The 22685-nt window shown below is 58.2% G+C and carries 21 protein-coding genes; 13 read left to right on the top strand and 8 right to left on the bottom strand.

Features of this window, described 5'->3' with window-relative positions; all coding sequences use genetic code 11:
• Window positions 1-40: 40 nt before the first annotated feature.
• On the bottom strand, window positions 41-2440 hold the full coding sequence (locus tag AAAK34_RS12090; protein WP_431777309.1) for a circularly permuted type 2 ATP-grasp protein: 2400 nt from the start codon (window positions 2438-2440) through the stop codon (window positions 41-43).
• A 352-nt stretch (window positions 2441-2792) separates the two neighbouring features.
• On the opposite strand from AAAK34_RS12090, the gene AAAK34_RS12095 reads away from it, so the two are divergent.
• The 3 genes from AAAK34_RS12095 (at window position 2793) to AAAK34_RS12105 (ending at window position 8096) form a co-directional block, all read left to right on the top strand.
• A complete protein-coding gene (locus AAAK34_RS12095; RefSeq protein ID WP_231693264.1) occupies window positions 2793-5264 on the top strand; it encodes a DNA internalization-related competence protein ComEC/Rec2 in 2472 nt (823 codons plus the stop codon).
• 180 nt (window positions 5265-5444) lie between these two features.
• Window positions 5445-6923, top strand: coding sequence for a circularly permuted type 2 ATP-grasp protein (locus tag AAAK34_RS12100; protein WP_431777310.1), 1479 nt, complete (start codon window positions 5445-5447; stop codon window positions 6921-6923).
• A 222-nt stretch (window positions 6924-7145) separates the two neighbouring features.
• Complete coding sequence (locus AAAK34_RS12105) at window positions 7146-8096, top strand: alpha-E domain-containing protein (RefSeq protein WP_231693265.1); 951 nt, start codon at window positions 7146-7148, stop codon at window positions 8094-8096.
• A gap of 98 nt (window positions 8097-8194) precedes the next feature.
• On the opposite strand, the gene rsxB is transcribed toward AAAK34_RS12105, so the two are convergent.
• Window positions 8195-8881 carry an electron transport complex subunit RsxB gene (gene rsxB / locus AAAK34_RS12110; RefSeq protein WP_231693266.1) on the bottom strand — a complete coding sequence of 229 codons (687 nt, stop codon included), beginning with the start codon at window positions 8879-8881 and terminating at the stop codon, window positions 8195-8197.
• Between the two features lie 10 nt (window positions 8882-8891).
• Window positions 8892-10334, bottom strand: coding sequence for a polyhydroxyalkanoate depolymerase (locus AAAK34_RS12115; RefSeq protein ID WP_231693267.1), 1443 nt, complete (start codon window positions 10332-10334; stop codon window positions 8892-8894).
• 339 nt (window positions 10335-10673) lie between these two features.
• Between AAAK34_RS12115 and AAAK34_RS12120 the strand changes: the two genes are divergently transcribed.
• Genes AAAK34_RS12120 through AAAK34_RS12130 form a run of 3 tightly spaced genes read left to right on the top strand, consistent with a single transcriptional unit; the run spans window position 10674 to window position 13263 of the window.
• Complete coding sequence (locus tag AAAK34_RS12120) at window positions 10674-11477, top strand: MlaE family ABC transporter permease (RefSeq protein ID WP_431777311.1); 804 nt, start codon at window positions 10674-10676, stop codon at window positions 11475-11477.
• A gap of 5 nt (window positions 11478-11482) precedes the next feature.
• Window positions 11483-12547, top strand: coding sequence for an MlaD family protein (locus tag AAAK34_RS12125; RefSeq protein WP_431777312.1), 1065 nt, complete (start codon window positions 11483-11485; stop codon window positions 12545-12547).
• A complete protein-coding gene (locus tag AAAK34_RS12130) occupies window positions 12544-13263 on the top strand; it encodes a hypothetical protein (protein ID WP_431777313.1) in 720 nt (239 codons plus the stop codon). Before AAAK34_RS12125 ends, AAAK34_RS12130 begins: the two co-directional genes overlap by 4 nt.
• Before the next feature lie 25 nt (window positions 13264-13288).
• On the opposite strand, the gene rsgA is transcribed toward AAAK34_RS12130, so the two are convergent.
• Genes rsgA through AAAK34_RS12145 form a run of 3 tightly spaced genes read right to left on the bottom strand, consistent with a single transcriptional unit; the run spans window position 13289 to window position 15906 of the window.
• Window positions 13289-14263, bottom strand: a complete 975-nt coding sequence (gene rsgA / locus AAAK34_RS12135; protein WP_231693271.1) for a ribosome small subunit-dependent GTPase A — start codon at window positions 14261-14263, stop codon at window positions 13289-13291.
• Entirely contained in the window at window positions 14260-14586 is a 327-nt protein-coding gene (locus AAAK34_RS12140; protein WP_431777314.1) for a 4a-hydroxytetrahydrobiopterin dehydratase, read from the bottom strand. The genes rsgA and AAAK34_RS12140 overlap by 4 nt, the downstream gene beginning before the upstream one ends.
• A gap of 3 nt (window positions 14587-14589) precedes the next feature.
• The gene (locus AAAK34_RS12145; protein WP_431777315.1) at window positions 14590-15906 is read right to left on the bottom strand and encodes a M48 family metallopeptidase; all 1317 of its coding nucleotides are present in this window, start codon (window positions 15904-15906) and stop codon (window positions 14590-14592) included.
• Between the two features lie 118 nt (window positions 15907-16024).
• Here AAAK34_RS12145 and orn point away from each other — a divergent pair, with 118 nt between their 5' ends.
• Together orn and AAAK34_RS12155 are read left to right on the top strand one after the other, a co-directional pair.
• On the top strand, window positions 16025-16636 hold the full coding sequence (orn, locus tag AAAK34_RS12150; protein WP_231693273.1) for an oligoribonuclease: 612 nt from the start codon (window positions 16025-16027) through the stop codon (window positions 16634-16636).
• A gap of 18 nt (window positions 16637-16654) precedes the next feature.
• The gene (locus AAAK34_RS12155) at window positions 16655-17383 is read left to right on the top strand and encodes a 16S rRNA pseudouridine(516) synthase (RefSeq protein ID WP_231693274.1); all 729 of its coding nucleotides are present in this window, start codon (window positions 16655-16657) and stop codon (window positions 17381-17383) included.
• Window positions 17384-17388: 5 nt separating this feature from the next.
• Here AAAK34_RS12155 and AAAK34_RS12160 read toward each other — a convergent pair whose 3' ends face one another.
• On the bottom strand, window positions 17389-18192 hold the full coding sequence (locus AAAK34_RS12160) for an alpha/beta fold hydrolase (protein WP_231693275.1): 804 nt from the start codon (window positions 18190-18192) through the stop codon (window positions 17389-17391).
• A gap of 122 nt (window positions 18193-18314) precedes the next feature.
• Here AAAK34_RS12160 and AAAK34_RS12165 point away from each other — a divergent pair, with 122 nt between their 5' ends.
• The 3 genes from AAAK34_RS12165 to AAAK34_RS12175 are packed head-to-tail and all read left to right on the top strand — an operon-like array spanning window position 18315 to window position 21243.
• Entirely contained in the window at window positions 18315-19391 is a 1077-nt protein-coding gene (locus AAAK34_RS12165) for a YncE family protein (protein ID WP_431778020.1), read from the top strand.
• Window position 19392: 1 nt separating this feature from the next.
• A complete protein-coding gene (locus AAAK34_RS12170) occupies window positions 19393-20205 on the top strand; it encodes a polysaccharide deacetylase family protein (protein WP_231693277.1) in 813 nt (270 codons plus the stop codon).
• Between the two features lie 36 nt (window positions 20206-20241).
• Window positions 20242-21243 (top strand): sterol desaturase family protein, encoded by a 1002-nt coding sequence (locus AAAK34_RS12175; RefSeq protein ID WP_231693278.1) that lies wholly within the window; start codon window positions 20242-20244, stop codon window positions 21241-21243.
• Between the two features lie 58 nt (window positions 21244-21301).
• Here AAAK34_RS12175 and smpB read toward each other — a convergent pair whose 3' ends face one another.
• Complete coding sequence (smpB, locus tag AAAK34_RS12180; protein WP_231693279.1) at window positions 21302-21781, bottom strand: SsrA-binding protein SmpB; 480 nt, start codon at window positions 21779-21781, stop codon at window positions 21302-21304.
• 97 nt (window positions 21782-21878) lie between these two features.
• Here smpB and AAAK34_RS12185 point away from each other — a divergent pair, with 97 nt between their 5' ends.
• Window positions 21879-22328, top strand: coding sequence for a type II toxin-antitoxin system RatA family toxin (locus AAAK34_RS12185; RefSeq protein WP_231693280.1), 450 nt, complete (start codon window positions 21879-21881; stop codon window positions 22326-22328).
• Window positions 22329-22342: 14 nt separating this feature from the next.
• Window positions 22343-22681: an RnfH family protein gene (locus AAAK34_RS12190; RefSeq protein WP_231693281.1), complete on the top strand. Its 339-nt coding sequence runs from the start codon at window positions 22343-22345 to the stop codon at window positions 22679-22681.
• Window positions 22682-22685 lie beyond the last annotated feature (4 nt).

Consider the following 22685-nt stretch of genomic DNA (forward strand, 5'->3'; position numbering starts at 1 on the left):
TCCATGTCCGGCTTTTCCCGTGCCCGGCATCAAGTTCATATTAAACACTTTGGCGAGCCTCTCCGGAATGTGTGAAATGCCTGAGACTGAGCGCCAACGAGAGGTCGTTGCCGGTTTGGATGGATTGGGAGAGATATCCTTGTAAATGGCTGAACTCGCCCAGATCGCTGGTTTCGCATAAGCCGGGGAGGTCGCCTGGCCGCAGCACCCGCAGGCGCAAGGAAAGATCCTCCACATTGCCTCGTTCATTTTGTTGCAGGTGCTGAAGTCGGGTGGTCAGAGCCTGCGTCACCAGGCCGAGTGAACGCGGGTTTTGCTGGTTGATCACCACATGCTCGATCAGGGCATCAATCGCACTGCTGCGCTGGTAGCGCGCGTGGAATGAGATGGTGGAATCAAACAAATCCAGCACGACCGCAAATCCAGCCGCATCATGGACGGCGTTCGTTTTGAAGCCCAGCGAAAGCGCATTTGCCAGAGAGGTCAATCTTTCAATCTGTCGCCCCACGAATAGCAAACACCAGCCGTCGTCACGCCACATGCGGTCATTTTGGGCACCGGTGATTCCAGCTAAAGCGTTGCTGGAATGTGTCAGAGCGCGAATCGCGTCAGAGCTTGAGGGAGAATGTGAAAGCAATTCGCCACAGTCTGTCCTGAAGCGATCTTCAGCTTCCTTGATGAAGCTCCAATGTTCATGCGACAGACGCTCGCGCAAGGCCGCTCCCGCTTGACGCAGGCTACGCAAGGTGTAGCCCACACCTGACACGTTCAAATCGCTTAGCGATCGGATCAGTGTTCGCTCGAACTCGTACCGGTCATCTAGCGGAGAGGCTGTACCTCCAGATACCAGGCCATCTGAATTCGCAAGTTGCCCTAGCCACATCAGTACGGAATACGAAGGCGCTTCGTCACCGTTCAAGGTCTGCAAAATGATGCGCGCCAGCCGAAAGCTGTTTTCTGCGCGTTCGGTGTAGCGTCCGAGCCAGAACAGGTTTTCCGCGGCGCGGCTAGTGATCAAACTCTCTCGTTGCACCAATGCAGGGACCGGAGGAGTCGAGCCCGAAGATGTGCCCACGTTCATTCCGGAGTCCTCACGCGGCGGCTCATCATGCAACACCCAGGTATCTACACTGCTGCCACCCATTGCCATGCTGGCCAAGCCGGCGCTGGCGTTGACCAGGCGTGTCATGCCGCCAGGCAGCACTTGCCAGGAGTTCTTGCCATCGCTCACTGCGAACACACGCAAAATGGCCGAGCGCGGCACGATCCTAGGTGTGTGATGGTCGTCATGCCACGTTGGCACCTGTGACGGCGGCAGGTAGGCCTGTATCGTATGCTCGTCCGGCGCCCGCTTAATGGCTTGCGCCCAGGACTGCAGCACCTCAGGGCTCATGAGAGGCCCAACCCCCACATCGAAGGTGCCGCGCGAGAGTGACCATGGGTAGGTGGGTTTGATGACGCACTGCCCCAAGCGAGGCAGCACTGCGTTCAGTGCGGCAGGCTCACCGCACCACCATGTGTGAAGTGCCGGGAGTTGGAGGCTTTCTCCGAGCAAGCGACGCGTCAACTCGGGGATAAAGCCGAGCAACGCACTGGATTCCAGAAAGCCAGCGCCTGGGGCGTTGGCAACCAGTACGTTGCCAGCGCGTATCGCTTGCAGCAGGCCAGGGACACCAAGTCGCGAATCGGGGCGCGTTTCCAGGGGATCAATGAACGCGTCATCAACCCGCTTGATCAATCCATGCACGGCTTGTAGACCGTGCAGCGTCTTGAGGTAAAGGCGTTCATTGCGTACCGTCAGGTCGCTGCCTTCGACAAGCGTGACTCCCAGGTATCGGGCCAAGTAGGATTGCTCGAAGTAGGTTTCGTTGAGCGGACCTGGCGTGAGCATCGCGATATGGGCGTCAGGGCCTCCCGGCGCCAAGCGCTTAAGGTTGGCGATCAGGGCGCGGTAGGTGGCCGCCAGACGTCGCACGTTCATGGCCTGAAATGCCCGGGGAAACTGGCTTGTCACAGCCAATCGATTTTCAAGCATATAGCCCAGGCCAGAGGGTGCCTGTGTGCGCTGTGACACCACCCACCATTGGCCTTCCGGCCCACGAGCCAGATCGAACGCGACGATATGCAAGTACGCGCCACCTACTGGCGGCGCCCCGTGCATGGCGCGCAGGTAATCCGGGTGCCCTTGCACCAACGCGGCGGGCAGCAGGCCGTCCTTCAGCAGACGGCGTTCACCGTAGACATCGGCCATGACGGTGTCGAGCAATCGAACTCGTTGGAGAACGCCTGCTTCAATGTGTTTCCAGTCTTCAGACGACACCAGGAAGGGAAATAGGTCGAGCGGCCATGGTCGCTGCTTATCAGAGTCGTCTGCGTAGATGTTGTAGGTGACGCCGTTGTCCCGAAGCTGGCGCTTGATAAGAGCCGAGGAACGATTCAACGATTGCCACCCGTGCTCTCCAAGATGCCCGAAAAACTCGCTCCAGAGGGGAGACAAAGTTTCTTCGCCGGTTGCGGGCGGCTCGGTATCAGATGACGCAACTCTCGCATGGAGTTCGTCGTAATGGCCGGATTCAGCATTCGGAAAGCGACTGCCGGCCGGCGGGGGAGTTCAGTCAGCTGTGACAAGGGCAGTTCGCCATTAAAAAAGAATACATTTTTACCAATTTTTCAGCGTACGAGCCTGAACTTGCGTGAGAGTCAGTTACTCTACGCGCCTTTCGCAAGTTGCGGGCAGCCCTCTTTTCCCCTCGTTTTGTCGGTTTTTCCTTTTGTCAGCGCGCCATCGTCGCATGTTTGCTCCGCACACACGCAATTCTCATGCCCGCACCGCGAATCTAACGCTGGTCGCGTTGCTGCTCGGCTGGGTTCTTGGCACAGCAGTCCAGATCCGACAGCCCGGCTTATGGTCCCAAGTTGCCTATGCACTGACCCTGATGGGCACGCTTTCGGGCGGGGCTGTGCTTCTTGTGACGCCCTTGCGTCGGCATCTGGCAGGCGCGTTGCTGCTGCTTGCCGCGAGTGGCCTGGCTGCGTTCAGCAGCATCGGGCTGCGTTCAAACAACCTGGCGGCTATCGCACTTGATCCTTCGTTGGAAGGGCGCAACCTGGTGCTGACCGGCATCATCGACAGCATGCCTCAGCGCAACCATGCTGGTCAGCGCTTTCTCTTTGAGGTGGAGTCTGCACACTTGGGCGACGAATCTGTACGCGTGCCGTCTCTGTTACAGCTAGCATGGTACGAATCGACCAGCACCTCGGATGAAGCGGATGTCCCTCGCTCTGTGCATGCCAAACTCTGGGTCGGTGAGCGCTGGCAGTTCACAGTACAACTAAAGGCCCCGCACGCCAACCTGAATCCGCACGGTTTCGACTATGAGCTTTGGCTGTGGGAGCAGGGGATTCGGGCTACTGGCTACGTGCGTACCGGACGCCATGATGAACCCCCGCGCCTCCTGGAAACGGGTTCAGGCCACTGGATCGAGAGAGCACGCCAATCCGTGCGCGAGCAGATTCTCAAACGGGTCGGAGAAGGCGCTTCCGGGAAAAATCCAGACGCACGACGCTTCGCCGGCATCCTTGCTGCCTTGGTCACTGGTGATCAAAACGTCATCGAACGTGCGGATTGGGATGTATTTCGAGCCACCGGGGTGGCGCACCTGATGAGCATCTCGGGCCTGCACATCACCATGTTTGCATGGCTAGCATCGGGTTTGATCGGTCGGCTGTGGCGCCGTACTGCAAGGTGGGGTTGGCGCTGGTGCCTTTGGTTACCGGCTCCCACAGCTGCGTTGGTTGGTGGCGTTGCCTTGGCGGGGTTATATGCATTGTTTTCAGGTTGGGGGGTGCCCGCTCAGCGCACGATCCTGATGTTGAGTACTTTCGGAGCATTGCGATTGCTCGGAGTCAACTGGCCCTGGTGGCTCACATGGTTACTGGCGGCCGCAGTAGTTCTGCTGTTCGACCCTTGGGCACTGATGCAGGCGGGGTTCTGGCTGAGTTTCGTCGCCGTCGGGGTGCTTTTTGTAGCTGATCCAGGGGGAGGTGACGAGCAGGGCAAGGGCTTAAAAGCGTTCCTTCTGAAAACGTTTCGAGAGCAGGGGGTCGTGACTCTGGCACTCACCCCGCTCAGCATGCTGATCTTTGGTCAAGCATCGGTGGTGGGCTTGCCAGCCAACCTCATTGCCATTCCGTGGGTCACCCTGGTGATCACCCCGTTGGCACTGGCCGGTGTTTTCTGGTCACCCTTGTGGGGCGCGGCTGCTTGGACCCTTGCACCACTTTCCTGGCTCTTGGGTTGGCTGGCATCATGGTCTTTTGCCAGCGTTTCGATGGCAACCGTCCCGATATGGGTTGGAGCGGTCGCCGTGGCGGGCGGTGTCATCTTGTCGATGCGCTGGCCCTGGGAGCTACGATTGGCGGGCTTGCCTCTGGTGCTGCCGCTGTTGTTGTGGCAGGCACCCCGCCCGTCTCACGGTACGTTTGAGTTGCTCGCAGCCGACGTAGGCCAAGGCAACGCCGTGCTTGTGCGGACGGCTCAGCACACTCTGGTGTATGACACTGGCCCTCGGTACTCCCTTGAGAGCGATGCCGGCGATCGGGTCATAGTGCCCTTGCTGCGCGCTCTGGGCGAGCGAGTAGACATGGTCCTGCTCAGCCACCGAGACGCTGACCATATCGGCGGGGCACGTGCAGTGCTCGACATGCAGCCCGATGCGACCTTGCTCTCATCCATAGAAGACAGACACCCTTTGCAGAATGTACGAAAGTCCGAGCGTTGTCAGGCTGGCCAGCACTGGGAGTGGGATGGCGTGGACTTCGAAATCCTGCATCCTTTGCAAGAGAGCTACCATTCATTGCAGAAATCGAACAACATGAGTTGTGTGCTTCGACTTCGGGCGATAGGCTCGGGTGCAACGGCTCTTTTGGTGGGCGACATAGAGGCCCGTGAAGAATTGGCGCTCTTGGCCCGGGAGCCGGATTTGCGGGCTGACTTTCTGCTCGTGCCGCACCACGGCAGCAAGACTTCATCCTCCGGTGCGTTTCTGGATGCAGTAAACCCAGCCGTGGGTTTGGTGCAGGCCGGCTACCGCAATCGATTTGGCCATCCGGCGCCGCAGGTTATGGCCCGCTATGCCGAGCGCGGCATACGAGTGGTCGAATCGCCCCATTGCGGTGCCATGCACTGGAACAGTGCGCGAGCCGGTGAGGTAGTCTGTGAGCGTGAACGGGCGGCGCGGTACTGGCACCATGTGATTCACTGAAGTCCTTGGCCCGCAAATTGCTTTTCTTCTCACAGCATCAAGGAGCCAGCATAAAAGATGCTCTGCATAACCCTCGCGAGTCGGTGGTAGTACGGATCGCCCGAGGCCGTGCTGCCACCGACCGCAGGGAGTTATGGAGGGCATCCTTCAGCAAATTACGAATAGAACTGGAGACCATACATGCACCCCTTCGACGAAATGTTCGAATCTTTGGCTGGAACAACGGCCAACGTAAAGCCGCTGGGCTACGAGGCGGATAGTCCGGTCCGCCCGCATTACCGGGGGTATGCCAAGTGGCTGCTTCAGCAGAGTGAGGATCTGATGCGCTCGCGGAGGGAAGAAGCAGAAATGATCTTTCGCCGCGTTGGGATAACTTTCGCCGTTTATGGCGCCAACGACGAAGGCAAAACCGACACCGAGCGTTTAATTCCGTTTGATCTCATCCCCCGGATCATTCCTGCAAATGAGTGGGAAGTACTGGAGCGCGGCTTGGTGCAGCGCGTAACCGCGCTGAACAGATTCTTGCACGATGTCTACCATGAGCAGGAAATCCTGAAAGCCGGCGTCATTCCGGCGGAGCAGGTGCTGAACAACGCTCAATTCCGGGCGGTCATGCAAGGCGTGGCGGTGCCGAACCAGATCTATTCGCACATTGCGGGTATTGATATCGTTCGTGCGGGGGTAGAAGGAGGCCGGGGCGAATACTTCGTGCTGGAAGACAACCTGCGTGTGCCCAGTGGCGTGAGCTACATGCTCGAAGACCGAAAGATGATGATGCGGTTGTTCCCCCATCTGTTCGCCAGCCATCGCGTCGCACCTGTTGCCCACTATCCTGATCTCTTGCTCGAAGCCCTGCGCGAGAGCCGCCCAGAAATGGCTGATAACCCCACAGTGGTGGTGCTGACTCCCGGCATGTACAACAGCGCCTACTTCGAGCACGCCTTCCTGGCGCAGCAAATGGGCGTTGAATTGGTGGAGGGTCAGGATCTCTTCGTCAAGGACGGTTTTGTCTTCATGCGTACCACGCGCGGCCCCCAACGCGTAGACGTCATCTACCGCCGTGTGGACGACGATTTCCTGGACCCGCAGGCGTTTCGACCCGATTCAACCTTGGGCTGCCCCGATCTCATGAAGGCCTACCGCCAAGGTCATGTTTCAATTTGCAATGCTGTAGGCACCGGCGTGGCTGACGACAAATCGATCTACCCCTATGTTCCAAAAATGATCGAATTCTATTTAGGCGAGGCGCCTATTCTTCAGAACGTGCCTACCTACATTTGCCGAGAACGAGACGATCTTGAGTATGTCATGGCCAACCTCAAAGACCTGGTGGTCAAGGAGGTTCATGGTGCTGGCGGCTATGGCATGCTGATTGGGCCAAGCTCCACCTCTGCAGAGATTGAATCTTTCGGTAAAGCGATTCGGGCCAATCCCGCCCGCTACATTGCCCAGCCAACGCTAAGCCTCTCCAGTTGCCCGACCTACGTCGAAAGCGGTGTGGCTCCTCGGCACATCGACTTGCGGCCTTTCGTGCTGTGTGGCAAGCAGGTGCGCATGGCTCCAGGCGGCCTGACGCGGGTGGCGCTCAATGAGGGTTCACTGGTTGTCAACTCCTCTCAGGGAGGCGGGACCAAGGATACCTGGGTGTTGGAGGCTTAAGAACGTGTTTACGATCTCCTTGCGGGTCCGTTGCGCCCGAAAAAACGCGTCTGCGGCGTTGAAAATCCTCGCGATACCACGAGGTATCACTGCGTTTTTCGCCTTGCAGCCACAGCTTTTCGAACACAACGCCCCTCGCGCAGAGATCCTAAACACGTTCTAAGAGCGAGTTCAAAGCACAGGCGCTCAGCAGTTGCACCAAGAATATTGTCAGGAGGAACCATGCTTTCCCGAACAGCCGATCATCTATTCTGGATGTCTCGTTACACCGAACGGGCAGAGAATACCGCCCGCATGCTGAATGTGCTTTACGAAACCTCGCTGCTGCCGCAATCGGCGAGCACCAGCGAAGCAGGATGGCAGGGCGTACTTTCCATCAGCGAACTGGTACCTGCCTACACCGCCTTGCATGGTGAGATCACCCAACATGGCGTGTTGGACTTCATGGTCAAGGATGAGAACAACTCTTCGTCGATCATCGCGTGCGTGAAAGCTGCCCGTGAGAACGCACGTGCAGTGCGAGGAACGCTCAGCACGGAGGTCTGGGAAACGCTAAACCAGACCTGGCTTGAAAGCACCCGCCTCATCCGAGAAGGCGCATTCGACCGCGATCCAGGAGAGTTTTTTGAATGGGTGAAGTTTCGCTCCAACCTGTCTCGCGGCGTTTCGCTGGGCACCATGCTGCAAGATGAAGCGTCTCATTTTTTGGGCATGGGTACATTCCTGGAGCGTGCAGACAACACTGCGCGGCTGATGGATGTCAAGTTTCATGCGGTGGAACGCGATTTTTTTGGTGCTGCCAGCGCACGTGACCAAGAGTACGATTTTTATCATTGGTCAGCCATCCTTCGCAGTGTCAGTGGCTTCGAGGTCTACCGGAAGGTGTACCGTGATGTCATCAAACCCGAACGCGTGGCTGAGCTACTGATGTTGCGAGAGGATATGCCTCGTTCACTGCATCATTGCGTCAGCGAAGTCATGGGCAGTCTCCGACATGTTGGCACCAGCCCGAATGATGAAACCTTGCGGCACGCAGGAAAACTTAGGGCCGATCTCCGCTACGGCCGCATCGACGAGATCCTTGCCAACGGCCTTCACGCGTACTTGACTCAGTTCCTGGATCGCGTCAGCCAGCTAGGTGCACACATCAGCCGTGAGTTTCTAATCCCCTGAGAGGGTGTTTAAAGTTTCCTCGCGGGTCGCTGTGCCGGATGACGACCTGCACGGGGCGTCAATCTGCCGATCTCAGGGTAGCAAATCCAAGCGCGGCGCTATTTTGGTGTCGCCTGCCGTTTCGCCCTGGCCCTGGCGAGTGCAGCCTCGATCGCGGAGCGCTTGCGGTCTAGCTCGTCGCCAGAAGCGCCTTTGGTGAGTTCAGGCAAGTGGGCCAGTTTTTCCTTGGCTTTTTCTTCAAGAGTAGCGGCGTGTGCATCGGCTTGGCGTTTTCGTCGTGCACGGGTGGATTCGTATCGCACCCGGGCCGATTCGGCTTCTTGTTCCGACCATGCGTCCCAGCCCGTGCGATCGCCCGTCACGTTTTCCAGCGAGATACAGTCTACCGGGCACGCCGGAATACACAACTCGCAACCCGTGCAATCGCTTTCTATGACGGTGTGCATGCGCTTGTTGCCACCGATGATGCAATCTACCGGGCACGCCTTGATGCACAGCGTGCAGCCTATGCACCATGCTTCGTCGATCCAGGCCACGCTTCGCGGAGCTTCCGCGCCATGTGCCGGATTGAGGGGGAGGGGATCAAGTCCGGTGATGTTAGCCAGGCGCTGAATGCCTTCCGCGCCACCGGGTGGGCATTGGTTGATAAGCGCCTCCCCAGTTTCGATGGCTCGAGCGTAGCCAGCGCAGTCTGGATAACCGCACCGCGTACATTGCGTTTGCGGCAGAGCTTTCAGTAGAAGCTTTGCCAGCGGACGACTCTGCGCGGCCCTCACAGAAGGCACTTACCCCGCTTCACGACGCTTTGCGGCGCCTCGAGGCAACCGAATTCACCGCCCGATTAGTGTTGCGGGGGGCGGCTTTTGCGCTCTGTCTGGGGGCCTTCACGGGAGGGCTGGCCACATCCTCGGCGCTGCTGATTTCCTCGGGAATCACAGGTGCGATCTCGTCGACTTTCCCGGTGAGCACCTCGGGTTTTTCGTGCTGGGCGATAAACTTCTTCACTTGCGGATAGACTGTTTCGCGCCAGCGGCGACCGCTGAAAATACCGTAATGCCCGGCACCCTGGACCTCCAGGTGACGCTGTTCCCGATCGATGAGGCCCATGCATAGATCGTGAGCAGCCTTGGTTTGGCCCGAGCCGGAAATATCGTCCAGCTCGCCTTCAATGGTCAGCAGGGCAGATGTCTTGATGTCTTGCGGGCGTACCAGCTCCAGGGCGCCTTCTGGCGAGCGGATCTCCATGGTGCCATTGACCAACTTGAAGTCCTGAAACACCGTCTGAATGGTTTCCAGGTAGTAATCAGCGTCCATGTCGAGCACGGCGTTGTATTCGTCGTAGAACTTGCGGTGCGATTCGGTGCTGGACTCATCCCCCTTGATCAAGTCCTTGAAGTAATCGTAGTGGCTCAGAGCGTGACGATCCGGGTTCATTGCGATAAACCCAGCGTGCTGCAGAAAGCCCGGGTAGACGCGTCGTCCGGCACCGGGATAGTTCGTCGGTACGCGGAAAATAACGTTGTTCTCGAACCATTCGATGCTCTTGCGCGTGGCCAGGTTGTTGACGGCAGTGGGGGATCTGCGGGCATCAATGGGGCCACCCATCATGGTCATGGTCAGCGGGGTTTTTTCGCCCCTGCTTGCCATGAGAGACACGGCTGCCAGTACCGGGACGGTAGGCTGGCAGACACTGACCACGTGGCAGTTGCCGTAGATGCCTTGAAGGTGGCGGATGAACTCCTGGACGTAATTGACGTAATCATCCAGATGGAATTCACCCTCAGACAAGGGCACTGTTCGCGCATTTTTCCAGTCTGTGATGTAAACCTTATGGCCTTCCAGCATGGTGCGCACTGTGTCCCGCAAGAGCGTGGCATAGTGGCCCGAGAGGGGCGCCACGATGAGCACAGGAGGTTGATCCTTGAGCTTGGTCAGCGTCGCCGGGTCGTCGGAAAAGCGCTTGAAGCGGCGCAACTCGCAAAACGGCCTGTCAAGCTCGATCCGCTCATCAATCGCAACATCCACCCCGTCAACAGCAACCTTGCGGATGCCAAATTCGGGCTTCTCGTAATCCTTGCCCAACCGATGCATCACGGCATAAGCAGCAGACACACGCTGGGACATGGGTAGTTGGCCCGCCAGCGAGTGTGGGTTGCCGTAAAGCTTGGCAGCGGCCTCTGCCAGGTCGGCAAACGGCTCAATGAGCGTCCGCTGTGCTTCGTAAATGTCGTAGAGCATGGGGTTTGCCTGAAAAAAATGCCGCAGTGCAACAATATAGCAGCGTGAGACAGAATGGAGCAGCGTAAAGTGGCAGATTGCGGCTTAGTTCGCAACGCTATGGCGGCTGCGCAACAAATCGCACCGCCCTGACGAGCTGTAATAACCCGCATTGTCAAAATGTAAACAATTTTATTCCGTTTTCGCGGAATGCACACTGAACGCTCACATGGCGGTCACCCAAGGCACACTTCCTCCGATTTATTTCACGGTGTGGAATGCTCGTTGGGGCGTGACGCAAGGTCAAATTCAGTAACGTTTTGCCGTAGCAATGCCGCCTCCCAAAGTATGATCTTCGACATGACCTCCGGCTTGACACTTTACGGCTGGCTCTTTGATCTTGGGCGCGGGGCGTTGCGCTGGCTCGCGGGCTGGTGGGCTGTCGTCTTCGTGGGGGCGCAGGTCATGGTCCTTGCGCTCTCTCCATCGAGCTATCGGCAAGAATCTCGCGGCGCAGTGCTCCGCCATATGTATTTTGCTGCGGGACCTGGGCTACCTGGCTTTACTGCACTAATGGCACTATTTAACGTGGTGGTCATTCGCATCGTCGTGGTGACGGCATTTGCTTATGGCCTGGATCAGTATGCCCTCGATGCAGTCATCCGGGTCTTGGTTCTGGAACTCATTCCTCTCGCCGCGGCTTTATTCGTGGCTGTGGAGTACACCATTCCCGGCGGCTCCGACCTTTACAAGCGGCGCCGTGCTGGTAATTTTGCAGCCCTGAGCGCGCGCGGAATAGACCCCTTGAGCCACGAGGTACTGCCTCGCGTGCTGGCCGGAATGTTCGCGGTGATCCTGCTGGCGGTGGTGAGTTGCTCGGTCTCCCTGGTGCTGGCCTATATCGCCGTGCATGGCTTTACGCTCGCGGGTGTCGTGTCATACAACCACGCCGTGGGGCAAATTTTCAATCCGGTGGTTTCCATGATCTTCAGCATGAAAACACTGATGTTCGCCCTTGCAGTGGCTCTGTTGCCCGTAGGCAATGCCTTGCGCGATATTCCGCGCCGAGAATCGCGCATCAGTGTCGAGCTCCAAGGGTTGGTGCAGATGGTCATGTTGATGCTGACCATCGAGATTGCGTCGCTCATCGGGAATTATTATTGAGTCGCATGCCCCATTCCGCACCACCTCCACCGCCTCAGTCAGACACGAATGGATCCCATCTGACAGAACCGCGCGCATCTGATCTTCTCGAGGCCCCTCCCGCAGGAACACTGGCAGCTCGGCGGCTTGAGGTTCGCGCCGCCTTGCTCCTGGCTTTCATGGGGCTCTTGATCGTGGCCTCAGTGCTTTACCTGATGTGGGTGCGCGGCGCCTTCGAGGCTACACAAAGGCTCACTCTGACCACCGACGACTCTGAAGGTGTCTCCGTGGGAATGGATATGACCTTTTCAGGTTTCCCCATAGGTCGTGTGAGGCTCATCGAGCTCGGCGAAAGAGGTGTGGTTCGTATCTTGGTGGACGTGCCCGTCAAAGACGCACACTGGTTGCGGCAATCTAGCGTGTTCACACTCGAAAAAGGTTTGGTTGGCGCCGCCAGGCTCCGCGCTTTTACTGGCGTTCCGGAGGACGCGCCGCTGCCGCCTGATGCCGAACGCATGGTGCTGCGCGGCGATGTGTCGGCTGAAATCCCCAAAATGGTGGCTGATGCGCGCGACGTGCTGCAAAACCTCAACAGCCTCACCTCGTCAGATTCTGCACTCGCAAGCACGCTCACGGAGTTGCGTGGATTTACAGGCAGACTCAATAGCAGCAAAGGTGGCTTGCTGTCGGCAGTGACAGGAAATGAAACGGATGCTCAACGTGTCACTGAGATGCTGGATAGGGCGAACCGGCTGCTGAAAAGTCTGGACAGCGTGGCTGTGCAAGTTGATGGCGTTGTTAAAAAGGCCGACCAGCAGGTGCTAGGCAAGGACGGCCTGGTAACCGACGCACAGACCGCCGTGAGGCAACTAAACGCCTTGCTTCAAGATGTCAGGCAAACGGTTGTCAAGGTTGATGCCGTTCTGGTGGATGTTCAGGCCGTGGCGGGAAATGCGCGTGAGGCCACCACCAATCTGGGTGATCTGCGTGCGGACGTGGAGGGCAGCCTGCTGAAGATCGACAGCCTCATCACAGAGATCAATCAAAAATGGCCGTTTGCGCCCAAAGAGAAGGAGGTAAAACTGCCATGATGGATGCCTTGCATTCTCAGCGTCCCCTCCAAGATTGGGTTGCGCTGAAGCGGTTCGCGACGAGCGTTTCCTCCAAACGCCTGACGATTTTGACGCTCTTGGCAAGCGCCATGCTTTCTGCCTGCTCCAGCGGTCCGAAGGTACCGGACTGGAGCATCAACGCCATTGGCCACGTCGAGCGCTTTACCGAGGCCTACCTGAAGGGTGACTCACGCGTTGAGGCCCGGGAGTTTTCCTTGGCGCGTGCTGAAACTTCGCGTACAGGCCGGCCCGACCTGGTCGCCCGCATCGAGTTGAACCGCTGTGCCACCCGAGTAGCAAGTCTGGTATTTGAGCCCTGTACAGGCTTCGAGCCACTGAGGGCCGACGCTTCCGATGCTGAGCGCGCTTACGCTGGCTACTTGTATGGGCAGGCTGCAGCTGAAGAAGTTTCGTTATTGCCTGCGCATCACCGTGCTGTGGCCACTGGGGGCACCAGCGTGGCTGGCATAGATGACCCGTTCGCCCAACTGGTGGCCGCCGGAGTCATCTTTCGCCGAGGCGCTGCAACCCCGGAAACGGTGGCTATGGCAGTTGAAACGGCTTCCCGCCAAGGGTGGCGGCGTCCGCTGCTCGCTTGGCTGGGCGTTCAGGCTCGCTTGGTTGAAGAACGAGGAGACTCCACAGATGCCGAACGCATCCGGCGCCGCATGGACCTGGTGCAGCCCGGCTCGTAGACCTGTGCGCCTGGATTTATGCAGGTCACCCTTGATTTGCTGTCAATTCGTCAAAAAGCGTTGTGTAGATTTTGTAACGCGCGGCGCTTATTGTCCCGGCGCCTGAGTCACTTTCCACCGCAGGTAGCACGCCGCATCCTGGTTCATGCGTGTGCGTGCAGTTATAGAAACGGCAATTGGCCACGTGGGGTTTGATGTCGGGCATGTAGGCGGCCAATTGCATGGGATCTATGTGGCGCAGGCCAAACTCCTGGAAGCCAGGTGAGTCGATCAACGCTGTGCGGCGCGACGTGTCCACCCAATACCAGCTTGTGCTGGTGGTGGTGTGCTTGCCGGAGTTGAGAGCCTGGGAAATCTCACGCGTTTGCGCACTGGCCCCGGGAATCAGGCGGTTGATCAGGGTACTCTTTCCAGCCCCCGAGGGGCCAAGAATGAGTGTGGTGCGATCCTGCAGGCGTTCAACTAGTGAAGAGAGTCCGTTGCCATCAGATCGCCCCTCGGGCAAGGCGGCATGGCTACCGGCTTTGGCGGCCAGCGGCAAAACGGTGTAACCCATGTCTCGATAGGAGGCTAGCCGCTTCCAGGCTGACGCAAACGGCGCGGTCAGGTCGGCCTTATTAAGCACGATCAAGGGATCAATATGCTCGGCTTCGGCCGCGATCAATGCTCGCGCAAGCTGATGCTCTGAAAACTCTGGTTCAGCGGCTACCAGAATCAGTACTTGATCCAGATTTGCCGCGAAAGATTTGGTGCGAACCTCATCCTGGCGAAAAAACAAGTTGCGGCGGGGTGATATCTTCTCAATCGTGCCTTCGTCTTGCGAGGGCTGCCAGCGCACTCGGTCACCAACCACCACGGCGAGTTTCTTTCCCCGTGGGTGGCAGATGACGCGGTCGCCTACAGGGGTTTCAACCACACAATGACGCCCATGGCTGGCGACCACCAGGCCTTCATTCAGGGAGGTGTCCAGACTTCTGGAGGAGGGTCGTGGTTTGTTCACGGGGCGGCGAAGCCTTCTGGCAGCCCATCGATGCGCGTGGCGGCATCCAGGTCGCGCTGTGTCAGCCCGCCGGCGTCGTGCGTGGTGTATCGGACTGTGCAACGGTTGTAGCTTACGGTCATATCCGGATGATGATCCATCATATGCGCGACGCCCGCCACAGCGTTGGCAAAAGTCATGGTCTGGTGAAAATCGGCAAATTGCCAGCTTTTTTCGATTGCCGGTGCCCCATCGAGTTCGATCAACTTCCACCCTTCGAGTTGCGCCAATGATGCGCTCAGATCGGTTGCAGCCACTTGGCCGCCAGTTGGCAAGGAAGGCATGGGTCAGACGGGCACTATTTTTCCACCCATCCGCGCAATACGTTCGGAAGCCGGTGGGTGGGAGTAGTAGAAGCGAACGTAGAGGGGATCAGGCGTCAAGGTGGAGGCGTTGTCTTTGTACAGCTTGACCAGTGCATTTGATAGGTCTTGCGCATTGGCCTGGGCAGCAGCGTAAGCATCAGCTTCGAACTCGTGTTTGCGAGACAGTTGGGCCATCAAGGGGGAGAGAAAGAAGGTGAACACAGGCACCGTCAATATAAAAAGAAGAAGCGCCAATGCATGATTGGGAACAGTGCCGCCAAGTTGCACCGGCAGGTTGGGTGTGACGCCCAGCCCTGCGTAAAACCAAAGCTGGGTCGAAAGCCACCCCAGCAGCGCAAGTCCTGCCAGGCTGAAGGCAAACAGGCCGGCAATGCGCTTGATGATGTGCTTGTGCTTGAAATGCCCCAGTTCGTGAGCCAGTACGGCCTCCACTTCGGATGGCGAGAGCTGCGCAAGAAGCGTGTCGAAGAATACCACCCGTTTGGCAGCGCCAAAGCCAGTGAAATACGCGTTGGCATGGGCGCTACGACGGCTGCCATCCATGACGAAAAGCCCTTTGGCGGAGAATCCGCAGCGTGTCATGAGCCGGGTTACGCGTTCTTTGAGCGTATCGTCTTCCAGGGGCTGGAACTTGTTGAATATCGGGGCGATCACCGTGGGGTAGATCACCATCATCAAGAGGCTGAAACCCATCCAGGCGCACCAAGTCCATAGCCACCAGAGGCTGCCAGTGGCCTGCATCAACCAGAGTACCAGCGCCACCAAAGGCAAGCCGATAACCATGCCCACTAGCGTGGACTTGAGCAGATCCCCCAGCCATAGTCTGAAAGTTATCTTGTTGAAGCCAAAACGCTCCTCAATCACGAAGGTCTGATACAGGGCAAGCGGCAGGTCGATGGCACCGTTGATGAGTGCAAATATGCCGATCAAGGCCAGAGGCTGAAGCAGAGGGTAGCCGGGCCCGAAGGCGGAAAGCAGGCTGGCATTCAGCCAGTCGAGGCCTCCGAGCAGGGTCCATCCCAAGAGAGTCGCTGAGCCAAGGGCCAATTCCAACAGGCCGAAGCGCAGCTTGGTGACTGTGTAGTCGGCCGCTCGTTGATGCGTTTGCAGACTGATGGTTTGCGAAAACTCCGTTGGTACAGCAGCACGATGTCGCGCCACGGCACGAATCTGCCGCGTGGCAAGCCAGAATTTGACCACCACGCTTGCGAGCAGAACAAGGCCGAACACCAGACTGGTCAGCAATGCAGGGGGCAGGATGAGGGCGTTTTCCGTCACGAGTTTCTCGGGTCTCAAAGAATCAAATCAGGAGAATTGTGTCAATGGAACGCAGTGTAGGTGCATTTTTAACCGAACACTTGCGAGTGGGCGCCAGGGCTCGTAGACAATCCTAGGCATGACAGACCTTGAAAATTCCGAGCTCCCTCCTGACTCAAGCCCAGATTCGGGCCCAGATTTGGCCAAGTCCGACCAAAACCTCGTGTGGCTGGATTGCGAGATGACCGGGCTTGACCCCGAGAAGGAGCGCATCATTGAAATTGCCGTGGTGGTCAGTGGACCCCAGTTGACGCCCCGCGTGGAAGGGCCGGTCCTGGTGATTCACCAGACCGATGCCTTGCTCGATCAGATGGATGCATGGAACAAAGGCACCCATGGGCGCAGCGGCCTCATAGACAAAGTGAAGGCCTCCACCCTGAGCGAAAGTCAGGCAGAAGACCAGATCATCGCCTTCTTATCTCGCTACGTGGGTAAGGGGGTTTCGCCAATGTGTGGCAACACCATTGGTCAGGATCGCCGTTTTCTCGTCAAGTACATGCCTCGGCTGGAAGCCTTTTTCCATTACCGAAACATTGACGTCAGCACCTTGAAGGAGCTGGCTCGCCGCTGGCGGCCGGAAGTGTGTGAATCGTTCAAGAAGCAGCAATCGCACACCGCGCTGGCTGATGTCCATGAGTCTATCGACGAGCTGGAGCATTACCGGAAGCATTTCATCCGGCTGGAAAGCTAAGGCGGTAGGAGAGTCGACATGCGCCTGGATGAGCTACTTTTCTCCCAAGGTTTTGGCACCCGCCGCATCTGCGCGGGCTTGATTGAGCGCGGGTTGGTGGAAGTGCGCGGTTCCGTTTGCACCGATCCAGGAACCCAGGTTGACACTGAAACGCCAGAGCTGGTGTTCAGTGTGCAAGGCCAGCCCTGGGCCTATCACGCCAAGGCCTACCTGATGCTGCACAAACCCGCAGGCACCGAGTGCTCGCATCGACCAGGTGCCTGGCCCAGCGTGTACAGCCTGTTGCCGGTGCCGCTGCGCCAGCGCCCCACCGCAGGGAAAGTGCAGGGTGTGCAAGCCGTTGGCCGCCTCGATCAAGATACAACGGGACTGCTTCTGCTGTCTGATGACGGCGCGTTCATCCACCGCATGAATTCACCAAAGCGGCATGTGGCCAAGGTGTACGAAGTCACTACCAAACACGAGCTGGACGAAAAGCAACGCGACCGCCTGCTCGCAGGCGTGGTTCTGGATGATGATCCGAAGCCCGTGCGCGCGGCCGCCTGCGAAATCGTGGCCCCTTCGCACTTGCGCCTGACCCTGACAGAGGGAAAGTATCACCAGGTCAAGCGGATGGTGGCTGCCGTCGGCAACAGGGTGGAAGGCCTGCATCGCTCGCGTATCGGCGGTCTCGCGTTGCCAGCCGAACTGGCGCCCGGACAGTGGCGCTGGCTTGGCGCGTCGGATCTGGCGCTGCTGGCAGGGTGAAGCGCTTATTCGCGGAGGAATTTCGCGATGGCTTCATTCACGATCTGAGGCTGATCCCTGTGCGGTGAGTGCCGGCACTGGGGAATCACAAGCGATAAGGCCTGCGGAACCGCGTCTACGAGGTCATCGATCTGAGCCATCGTTCCGTAAGCATCGTCCAGGCCCTGTATGGCCAGCAGGGGGGCAGTGATGGCCTGGCATTCATTCCGAATGTCGAAACTTCGGAAGGCATCGGAAAGCCAGATGTCGTTCCATTGCCAAAAGGCGACGTCTACCTGGTCGTGGTAACGGCTCAGCGGTTTGCGCAGATCGCCGGCTTCATAGGCGTGCCGAGCCTCGTTTATGGACCGAACGGTGACATCTTCCACCATGACATGTGGTGCCAAAACTACGCAGGCACTGACGGGGTGCCGGGTGGCATGAAGCAGAGCAATGGTGGCACCGTCAGAATGACCGATCAATACGGGCTTCTGTATGCCCAGCTTTGCCAGCAGCTTGGGCAGTACATCCAGCGCTTCTCTGTGCATGTAGTCCGGCAACAGGCGCCCGCTGCGTCGGCCGCTATCGTGTTCCTGAGGCTCTCCTCGAACGTTCTCGACAGTGTCTGATTTGCCATAGCCTTGACGGGAGTACACCCAGCCCTCACGTCCGGTGACTGCGCAAAGTTGCCTGGGCCAGTCTCTCCACATGGCCACCGAACCCAGGCCCTCGTGCAGGAAAACCAAAGGAGCCAGGCCTTTCTCTGCCCCATTTGGGGCTGGAATATGGTTAAGCTCAAGAAAAATGCCGTCTATGTCCACCTGATTCATGGTTCAAATGTTAATGGATGATCTGCGCACACCCGTGCGCAAAAAATGCCTCCTGCCGGCGGAAATCCTCCTTCGTGATCACAACATCCCGTCTCTTGACTTTCGTCTTGATTGTCTGCTGTCTGTCGGCATGCCTGGATAATTCCCCTGGTCAGCAGGCGAAAGCCGCATCGCCAGTCTCCAACACGCAGGTCTCTGCCGCCGGGGCAGTCAGTCGCGCGCCAGCGCCGGCGGCCGCGCCGGTCCAGTCCTCGCCGCCCGCTTCGGCCACAGCCGCCAGCCGTAAAGGAGCGCCTGTATTCGTGCTCAACTCACTGGATGGTGACGTTAGCGTCATTGACCCGGCCACTTGGACAGAGGTCAAACGCATACCCACGGGCCGCGAACCTCACCACCTGTATCTCACGCCAGACGAAAAATCCGTCATCGTTGCCAACGCTGGGGCAGATTCACTGACCTTCATCGATCCGCGCACTGCCGAAGAGCAGCGGACACTCCGTGGCATTCTTGACCCCTATCATCTGCGTTTCTCGCCAGACATGAAGTGGTTTGTCACCGCAGCCAACCGGCTGAACCACATCGACATCTACCACTGGGACGGCACGACGCCCACGCTTGCCAAGCGCATTCCTACAAGCCGCACGCCCAGCCATCTGTGGATCGACAGCCGCAGCACCACGGTTTGGGCGACCATGCAGGACAGCGACGAGCTCGTTGCGATTGATCTGGCTACCCAATCGCTCAAACATCGGGTCAGGACCGGCCCCATGCCGGCCGATGTATTCGTGACCCCGGATGACAAGACCTTGCTCATCGGCCTGACCGGCAGTGACGGCGTGGAAGTCTACGACGTCGCGGGCGGAAAAGAGCCCACATTTGTGCGCAAGATCCTTACCGGCAAAGGTGCGCACGCCTTCAGGGCGGCAGGTGACGGCCAACGCTTGTACGTGAGCAATCGCGTGGCCAACACCATCAGCCGGATCAACTACCAAACGCTGGTTGTCGAAGCCAGCTTTCCGGCGCCCTCGGGTCCTGATTGCATGGACATCTCATCCGACGGCAAACTTATCATGGTCGGCTCGCGCTGGGCGAAGAAGCTCACGGTAATTGACGTGGAAACTCAGAAAATTGTGCGCCAGGTTAACGTGGGCAAATCTCCACACGGCGTCTGGACGCTTGATCATGTAGGCCGCCAATAGCATGCCCGCGAACTGGAAGTCGCTTCTGGCCATTGCCGCCTTGGGTGTGGCCGGCGCGAGCGTTGCCGCTGGGGCCCAGCAAAGTACCGGACCTGCTTGCAAGCCGATCTACCTAACCTTCGACACCGGCCACATGGACATTGCGCCATTGGTCGCCGATGTACTCAAACGCCAGAACGTTAAAGTCACTTTCTTTGCCGCGAACGAGCGCACGAAGGAGGGAGACGGAAGTTTGGGGGCGCACTGGGCACCCTGGTGGAGGGCGCGGGCTGGCGAAGGACATGAATTCGCTTCGCACACTTGGGATCATGACTATTGGCAGCAAGACTTGGCCGGCCAACCGTTGCGGTTTCAGGTCAAACCCTCTGCAGGTGCACAAGCCGGACGCAGCCAGACCTGGAATGCGGCTCAGTACTGTGAAAGTATTGCAACCTCAGCAAAGCGATTGACATCCGTGACCGGGAAAAAAGTGTTGCCAATCTTCCGCGCGCCTGGCGGCAAGACTTCAGCAGCTTTGCTGGCCGTCGCTGAAAAGTGCGGCTACAAGCATGTCGGGTGGTCGCCAGCTGGGTTTTTGGGCGACGAGCTACCGAGCGAAAGGTATCCGAACGACGCGCTACTGAAGAGAGCCCTTGCGACAATACGGTCCGGGGATATTCTGCTCGCCCACCTGGGTATCTGGTCGCGTCGCGACCCTTGGGCGCCCGAGGTGCTGGAGCCCCTTGTTGTGGGACTGAAGTCAAAGGGATTCTGTTTCGCAACCTTGCGCGAGCACCCAGACCTGAAGGGCTGGATCGCTTCGCATGGTGGGTGAATTCAGGAAACTTCTGTCAGATTGAAAGCGTAGCCGATGGACTGGTTTGTCAATGTTTTCTCTGTGATGCAGCAATGGCTGTTTGAGATACTCATTCAGCCGATTGCCTTTGCATTGGGCGCGGGCAATCTGCTTGAAAATGGATACGCTGCAACTGGCTGGCTCCTGGTCGGTTTGATGCAAATCGCGGTGCTCGTGCTGGTGATTGGCCCGGCCCAACGCCTTTGGCCGGTCGAGGCGGTGACCGATCGCCATGCCATTCGCGTAGATATTGTCTACACCTTGCTTCACCGGCTCGGTATTTTCAAGCTGGCCATGTTCTTCACATTTGAGGAGTGGGCGCTCCGGCTTTTCAGCATGATTCGAGCGCACGGCTTGCCCACGCTGCAGCTGGACCAATTTTGGCCGGGCGTATCTGATGTGGCCTGGGTCAGTTTTCTGCTGTATCTGGTGGTTTTTGACGCACTGGGCTACTGGGTGCACCGGTTTCAGCACCGATTTCAATGGTGGTGGCAGTTACACGCCGTGCACCACAGTCAGCGTCAAATGACCATGTGGACCGACAACCGCAATCATCTGCTGGATTCGGTGCTCGTCGATCTGACTTTCGTCGCCGTGGCCTTGCTGATCGGGGTAGGCCCTTCCCAGTTCGTGGCGTTGCTTGCGATTTCGCAGTTGTTTGAAAGCTTGCAACATGCCAATTTGCGCTGGCGCTGGCCGATCTGGGCTGAAAAACTACTTGTCAGCCCGCGTTTTCACCGTCGGCACCACGAAATGGGGTTGGGCCATGAGCCAGGGCGGGGCGCTAGCCACCGCTATGGGGCCAATTTCGGTGTTTTGTTTCCCTGCTGGGACATCATCTTCAGAAGCGCCAGCTGGCAAGGCGGGGCCAGACCTACAGGCATTGATGACCAAGCCATCGGAAGGGACTATGGGCGCGGTTTCTGGGCTCAACAATGGCTGGGCATCAAGCGCATGTTGAGCATTTTCTCAGGGCGCACGGGCGATAAAGCCGTCCCTGCGAGGCCTGTCTCATAGGAGCGAGGAGCAGCAAGGAGCAGCAGGGGAGTAGACGGGTGCGCCTTTCCCTCGGGCATCAGCGATGCCGGCTTTTCATGACGCGCTCCACCTCGCGCTTGCTTTCGCGGTCCTTGATCGTGTCGCGCTTATCGTGTTCCGCCTTGCCTTTGGCCAACGCGATCTCGCACTTCACTCGGCCATTTTTCCAATGCAGATTGATTGGAACCAGGGTGTACCCTTTTTGCTCGACCTTGCCGATCAGGCGACGAATTTCCTCCTTTTTCATGAGGAGTTTTTTCGTGCGCACGGAGTCTGGTCGCACATGGGTGGAAGCGGTGCCGAGTGGGTTGATCTGGCATCCGATCACATACAACTCACCATCGCGGATCACCACGTAGCCGTCAGTTAACTGAACCTTGCCAGCACGCAGCGCTTTGACTTCCCAGCCCTCCAGAACCATTCCCGCTTCGAAACGCTCTTCGAAGAAGTAGTTGAAGAAGGCTTTTTTGTTGTCTGCAATGACGGGGTTCTTGGATGCGGGAGTTTTGGAGGCCATGGATAAGCAGATGGGGGCGGAGCTGATCGCTGCAAGCGAACGGGTTCCACCCCTTGTCGGTAGACCCTCTTAGAATCGAAGGCGAAATACGCATTCTATGAAAACCGTTCGAAAATCAGTGCTCATCTGGTACTCCCCTGAGGAAATGTTCCGACTGGTGACCGATGTAGCGCGCTACCCCGAGTTCCTGCCCTGGTGCGACCATGCCCAGGTACTGTCCCAGCACGAAACCGGCATGGAGGCTGAAGTCGGCATCGATTTCAAGGGCATCAAGCAAAGCTTTACTACGCGCAACGAGCACGTGCCCGGCAGGGAGGTTCGCCTGCATTTGGTGAAAGGGCCATTTTCCAGCCTGGAAGGCGTTTGGACGTTCTCCCCGGTCGGAGATGGAAGCCAAAGGGCCTGCAAAGTGGACTTGACCATGATCTATGGGTTCTCCAGCAGCTTGCTGGCCAAATTGGTGGGCCCAGTCTTTGATCGAGTGGCTTCCAGCATGGTCGATGCGTTTGTTCAACGCGCCGAGCAAGTCTATGGACACGCTGCGTGACAACGCAGGCAAGCATGGTGAACATCGCAGTTACAGTGGCTTACTCCCACGCGCCGCGGCAGGTGTGTGTAGTGCAGCTTGCCATGCCGACTGGCAGCACAGTGGGTCAAGCGGTTGAGGGCAGCGGCCTGCTTGCCCGCTTTCCTGACCTCCAGATCGAGCATGGCAGTGTGGGCATCTGGGGCCGCAAGACAGCACTAGACCATCCCCTCCGCGATCAGGACAGGGTGGAAATTTGGCGGGCTTTAAAGGTCGACCCCAAAGTGGCCCGGCGCGAGCGTTTCAAGAAACAGGGCGCCAGCTCGGCCGGCCTGTTCGCACAACGAAGATCAGGGGCCAAGTCTGGATACTGAGTTC

Origin of the sequence: Ottowia caeni, from assembly GCF_050821495.1 — a bacterium.
Classification (GTDB): Bacteria; Pseudomonadota; Gammaproteobacteria; order Burkholderiales; family Burkholderiaceae_C; genus Ottowia; species Ottowia caeni.

What these genes read in the sequence shown, in the direction of transcription:
- AAAK34_RS12095 (WP_231693264.1), top strand. Translation starts at nt 2,793, where the DNA reads ATGTTTGCTCCGCACACACGCAATTCTCATGCCCGCACCGCGAATCTA.
- AAAK34_RS12100 (WP_431777310.1), top strand. Translation starts at nt 5,445, where the DNA reads ATGCACCCCTTCGACGAAATGTTCGAATCTTTGGCTGGAACAACGGCC.
- AAAK34_RS12105 (WP_231693265.1), top strand. Translation starts at nt 7,146, where the DNA reads ATGCTTTCCCGAACAGCCGATCATCTATTCTGGATGTCTCGTTACACC.
- AAAK34_RS12115 (WP_231693267.1), bottom strand. Translation starts at nt 10,334, where the DNA reads ATGCTCTACGACATTTACGAAGCACAGCGGACGCTCATTGAGCCGTTT.
- AAAK34_RS12120 (WP_431777311.1), top strand. Translation starts at nt 10,674, where the DNA reads ATGACCTCCGGCTTGACACTTTACGGCTGGCTCTTTGATCTTGGGCGC.
- AAAK34_RS12125 (WP_431777312.1), top strand. Translation starts at nt 11,483, where the DNA reads ATGCCCCATTCCGCACCACCTCCACCGCCTCAGTCAGACACGAATGGA.
- AAAK34_RS12130 (WP_431777313.1), top strand. Translation starts at nt 12,544, where the DNA reads ATGATGGATGCCTTGCATTCTCAGCGTCCCCTCCAAGATTGGGTTGCG.
- AAAK34_RS12140 (WP_431777314.1), bottom strand. Translation starts at nt 14,586, where the DNA reads ATGCCTTCCTTGCCAACTGGCGGCCAAGTGGCTGCAACCGATCTGAGC.
- orn (WP_231693273.1), top strand. Translation starts at nt 16,025, where the DNA reads ATGACAGACCTTGAAAATTCCGAGCTCCCTCCTGACTCAAGCCCAGAT.
- AAAK34_RS12155 (WP_231693274.1), top strand. Translation starts at nt 16,655, where the DNA reads ATGCGCCTGGATGAGCTACTTTTCTCCCAAGGTTTTGGCACCCGCCGC.
- AAAK34_RS12160 (WP_231693275.1), bottom strand. Translation starts at nt 18,192, where the DNA reads ATGAATCAGGTGGACATAGACGGCATTTTTCTTGAGCTTAACCATATT.
- AAAK34_RS12170 (WP_231693277.1), top strand. Translation starts at nt 19,393, where the DNA reads ATGCCCGCGAACTGGAAGTCGCTTCTGGCCATTGCCGCCTTGGGTGTG.
- AAAK34_RS12175 (WP_231693278.1), top strand. Translation starts at nt 20,242, where the DNA reads ATGGACTGGTTTGTCAATGTTTTCTCTGTGATGCAGCAATGGCTGTTT.
- smpB (WP_231693279.1), bottom strand. Translation starts at nt 21,781, where the DNA reads ATGGCCTCCAAAACTCCCGCATCCAAGAACCCCGTCATTGCAGACAAC.
- AAAK34_RS12185 (WP_231693280.1), top strand. Translation starts at nt 21,879, where the DNA reads ATGAAAACCGTTCGAAAATCAGTGCTCATCTGGTACTCCCCTGAGGAA.
- AAAK34_RS12190 (WP_231693281.1), top strand. Translation starts at nt 22,343, where the DNA reads ATGGTGAACATCGCAGTTACAGTGGCTTACTCCCACGCGCCGCGGCAG.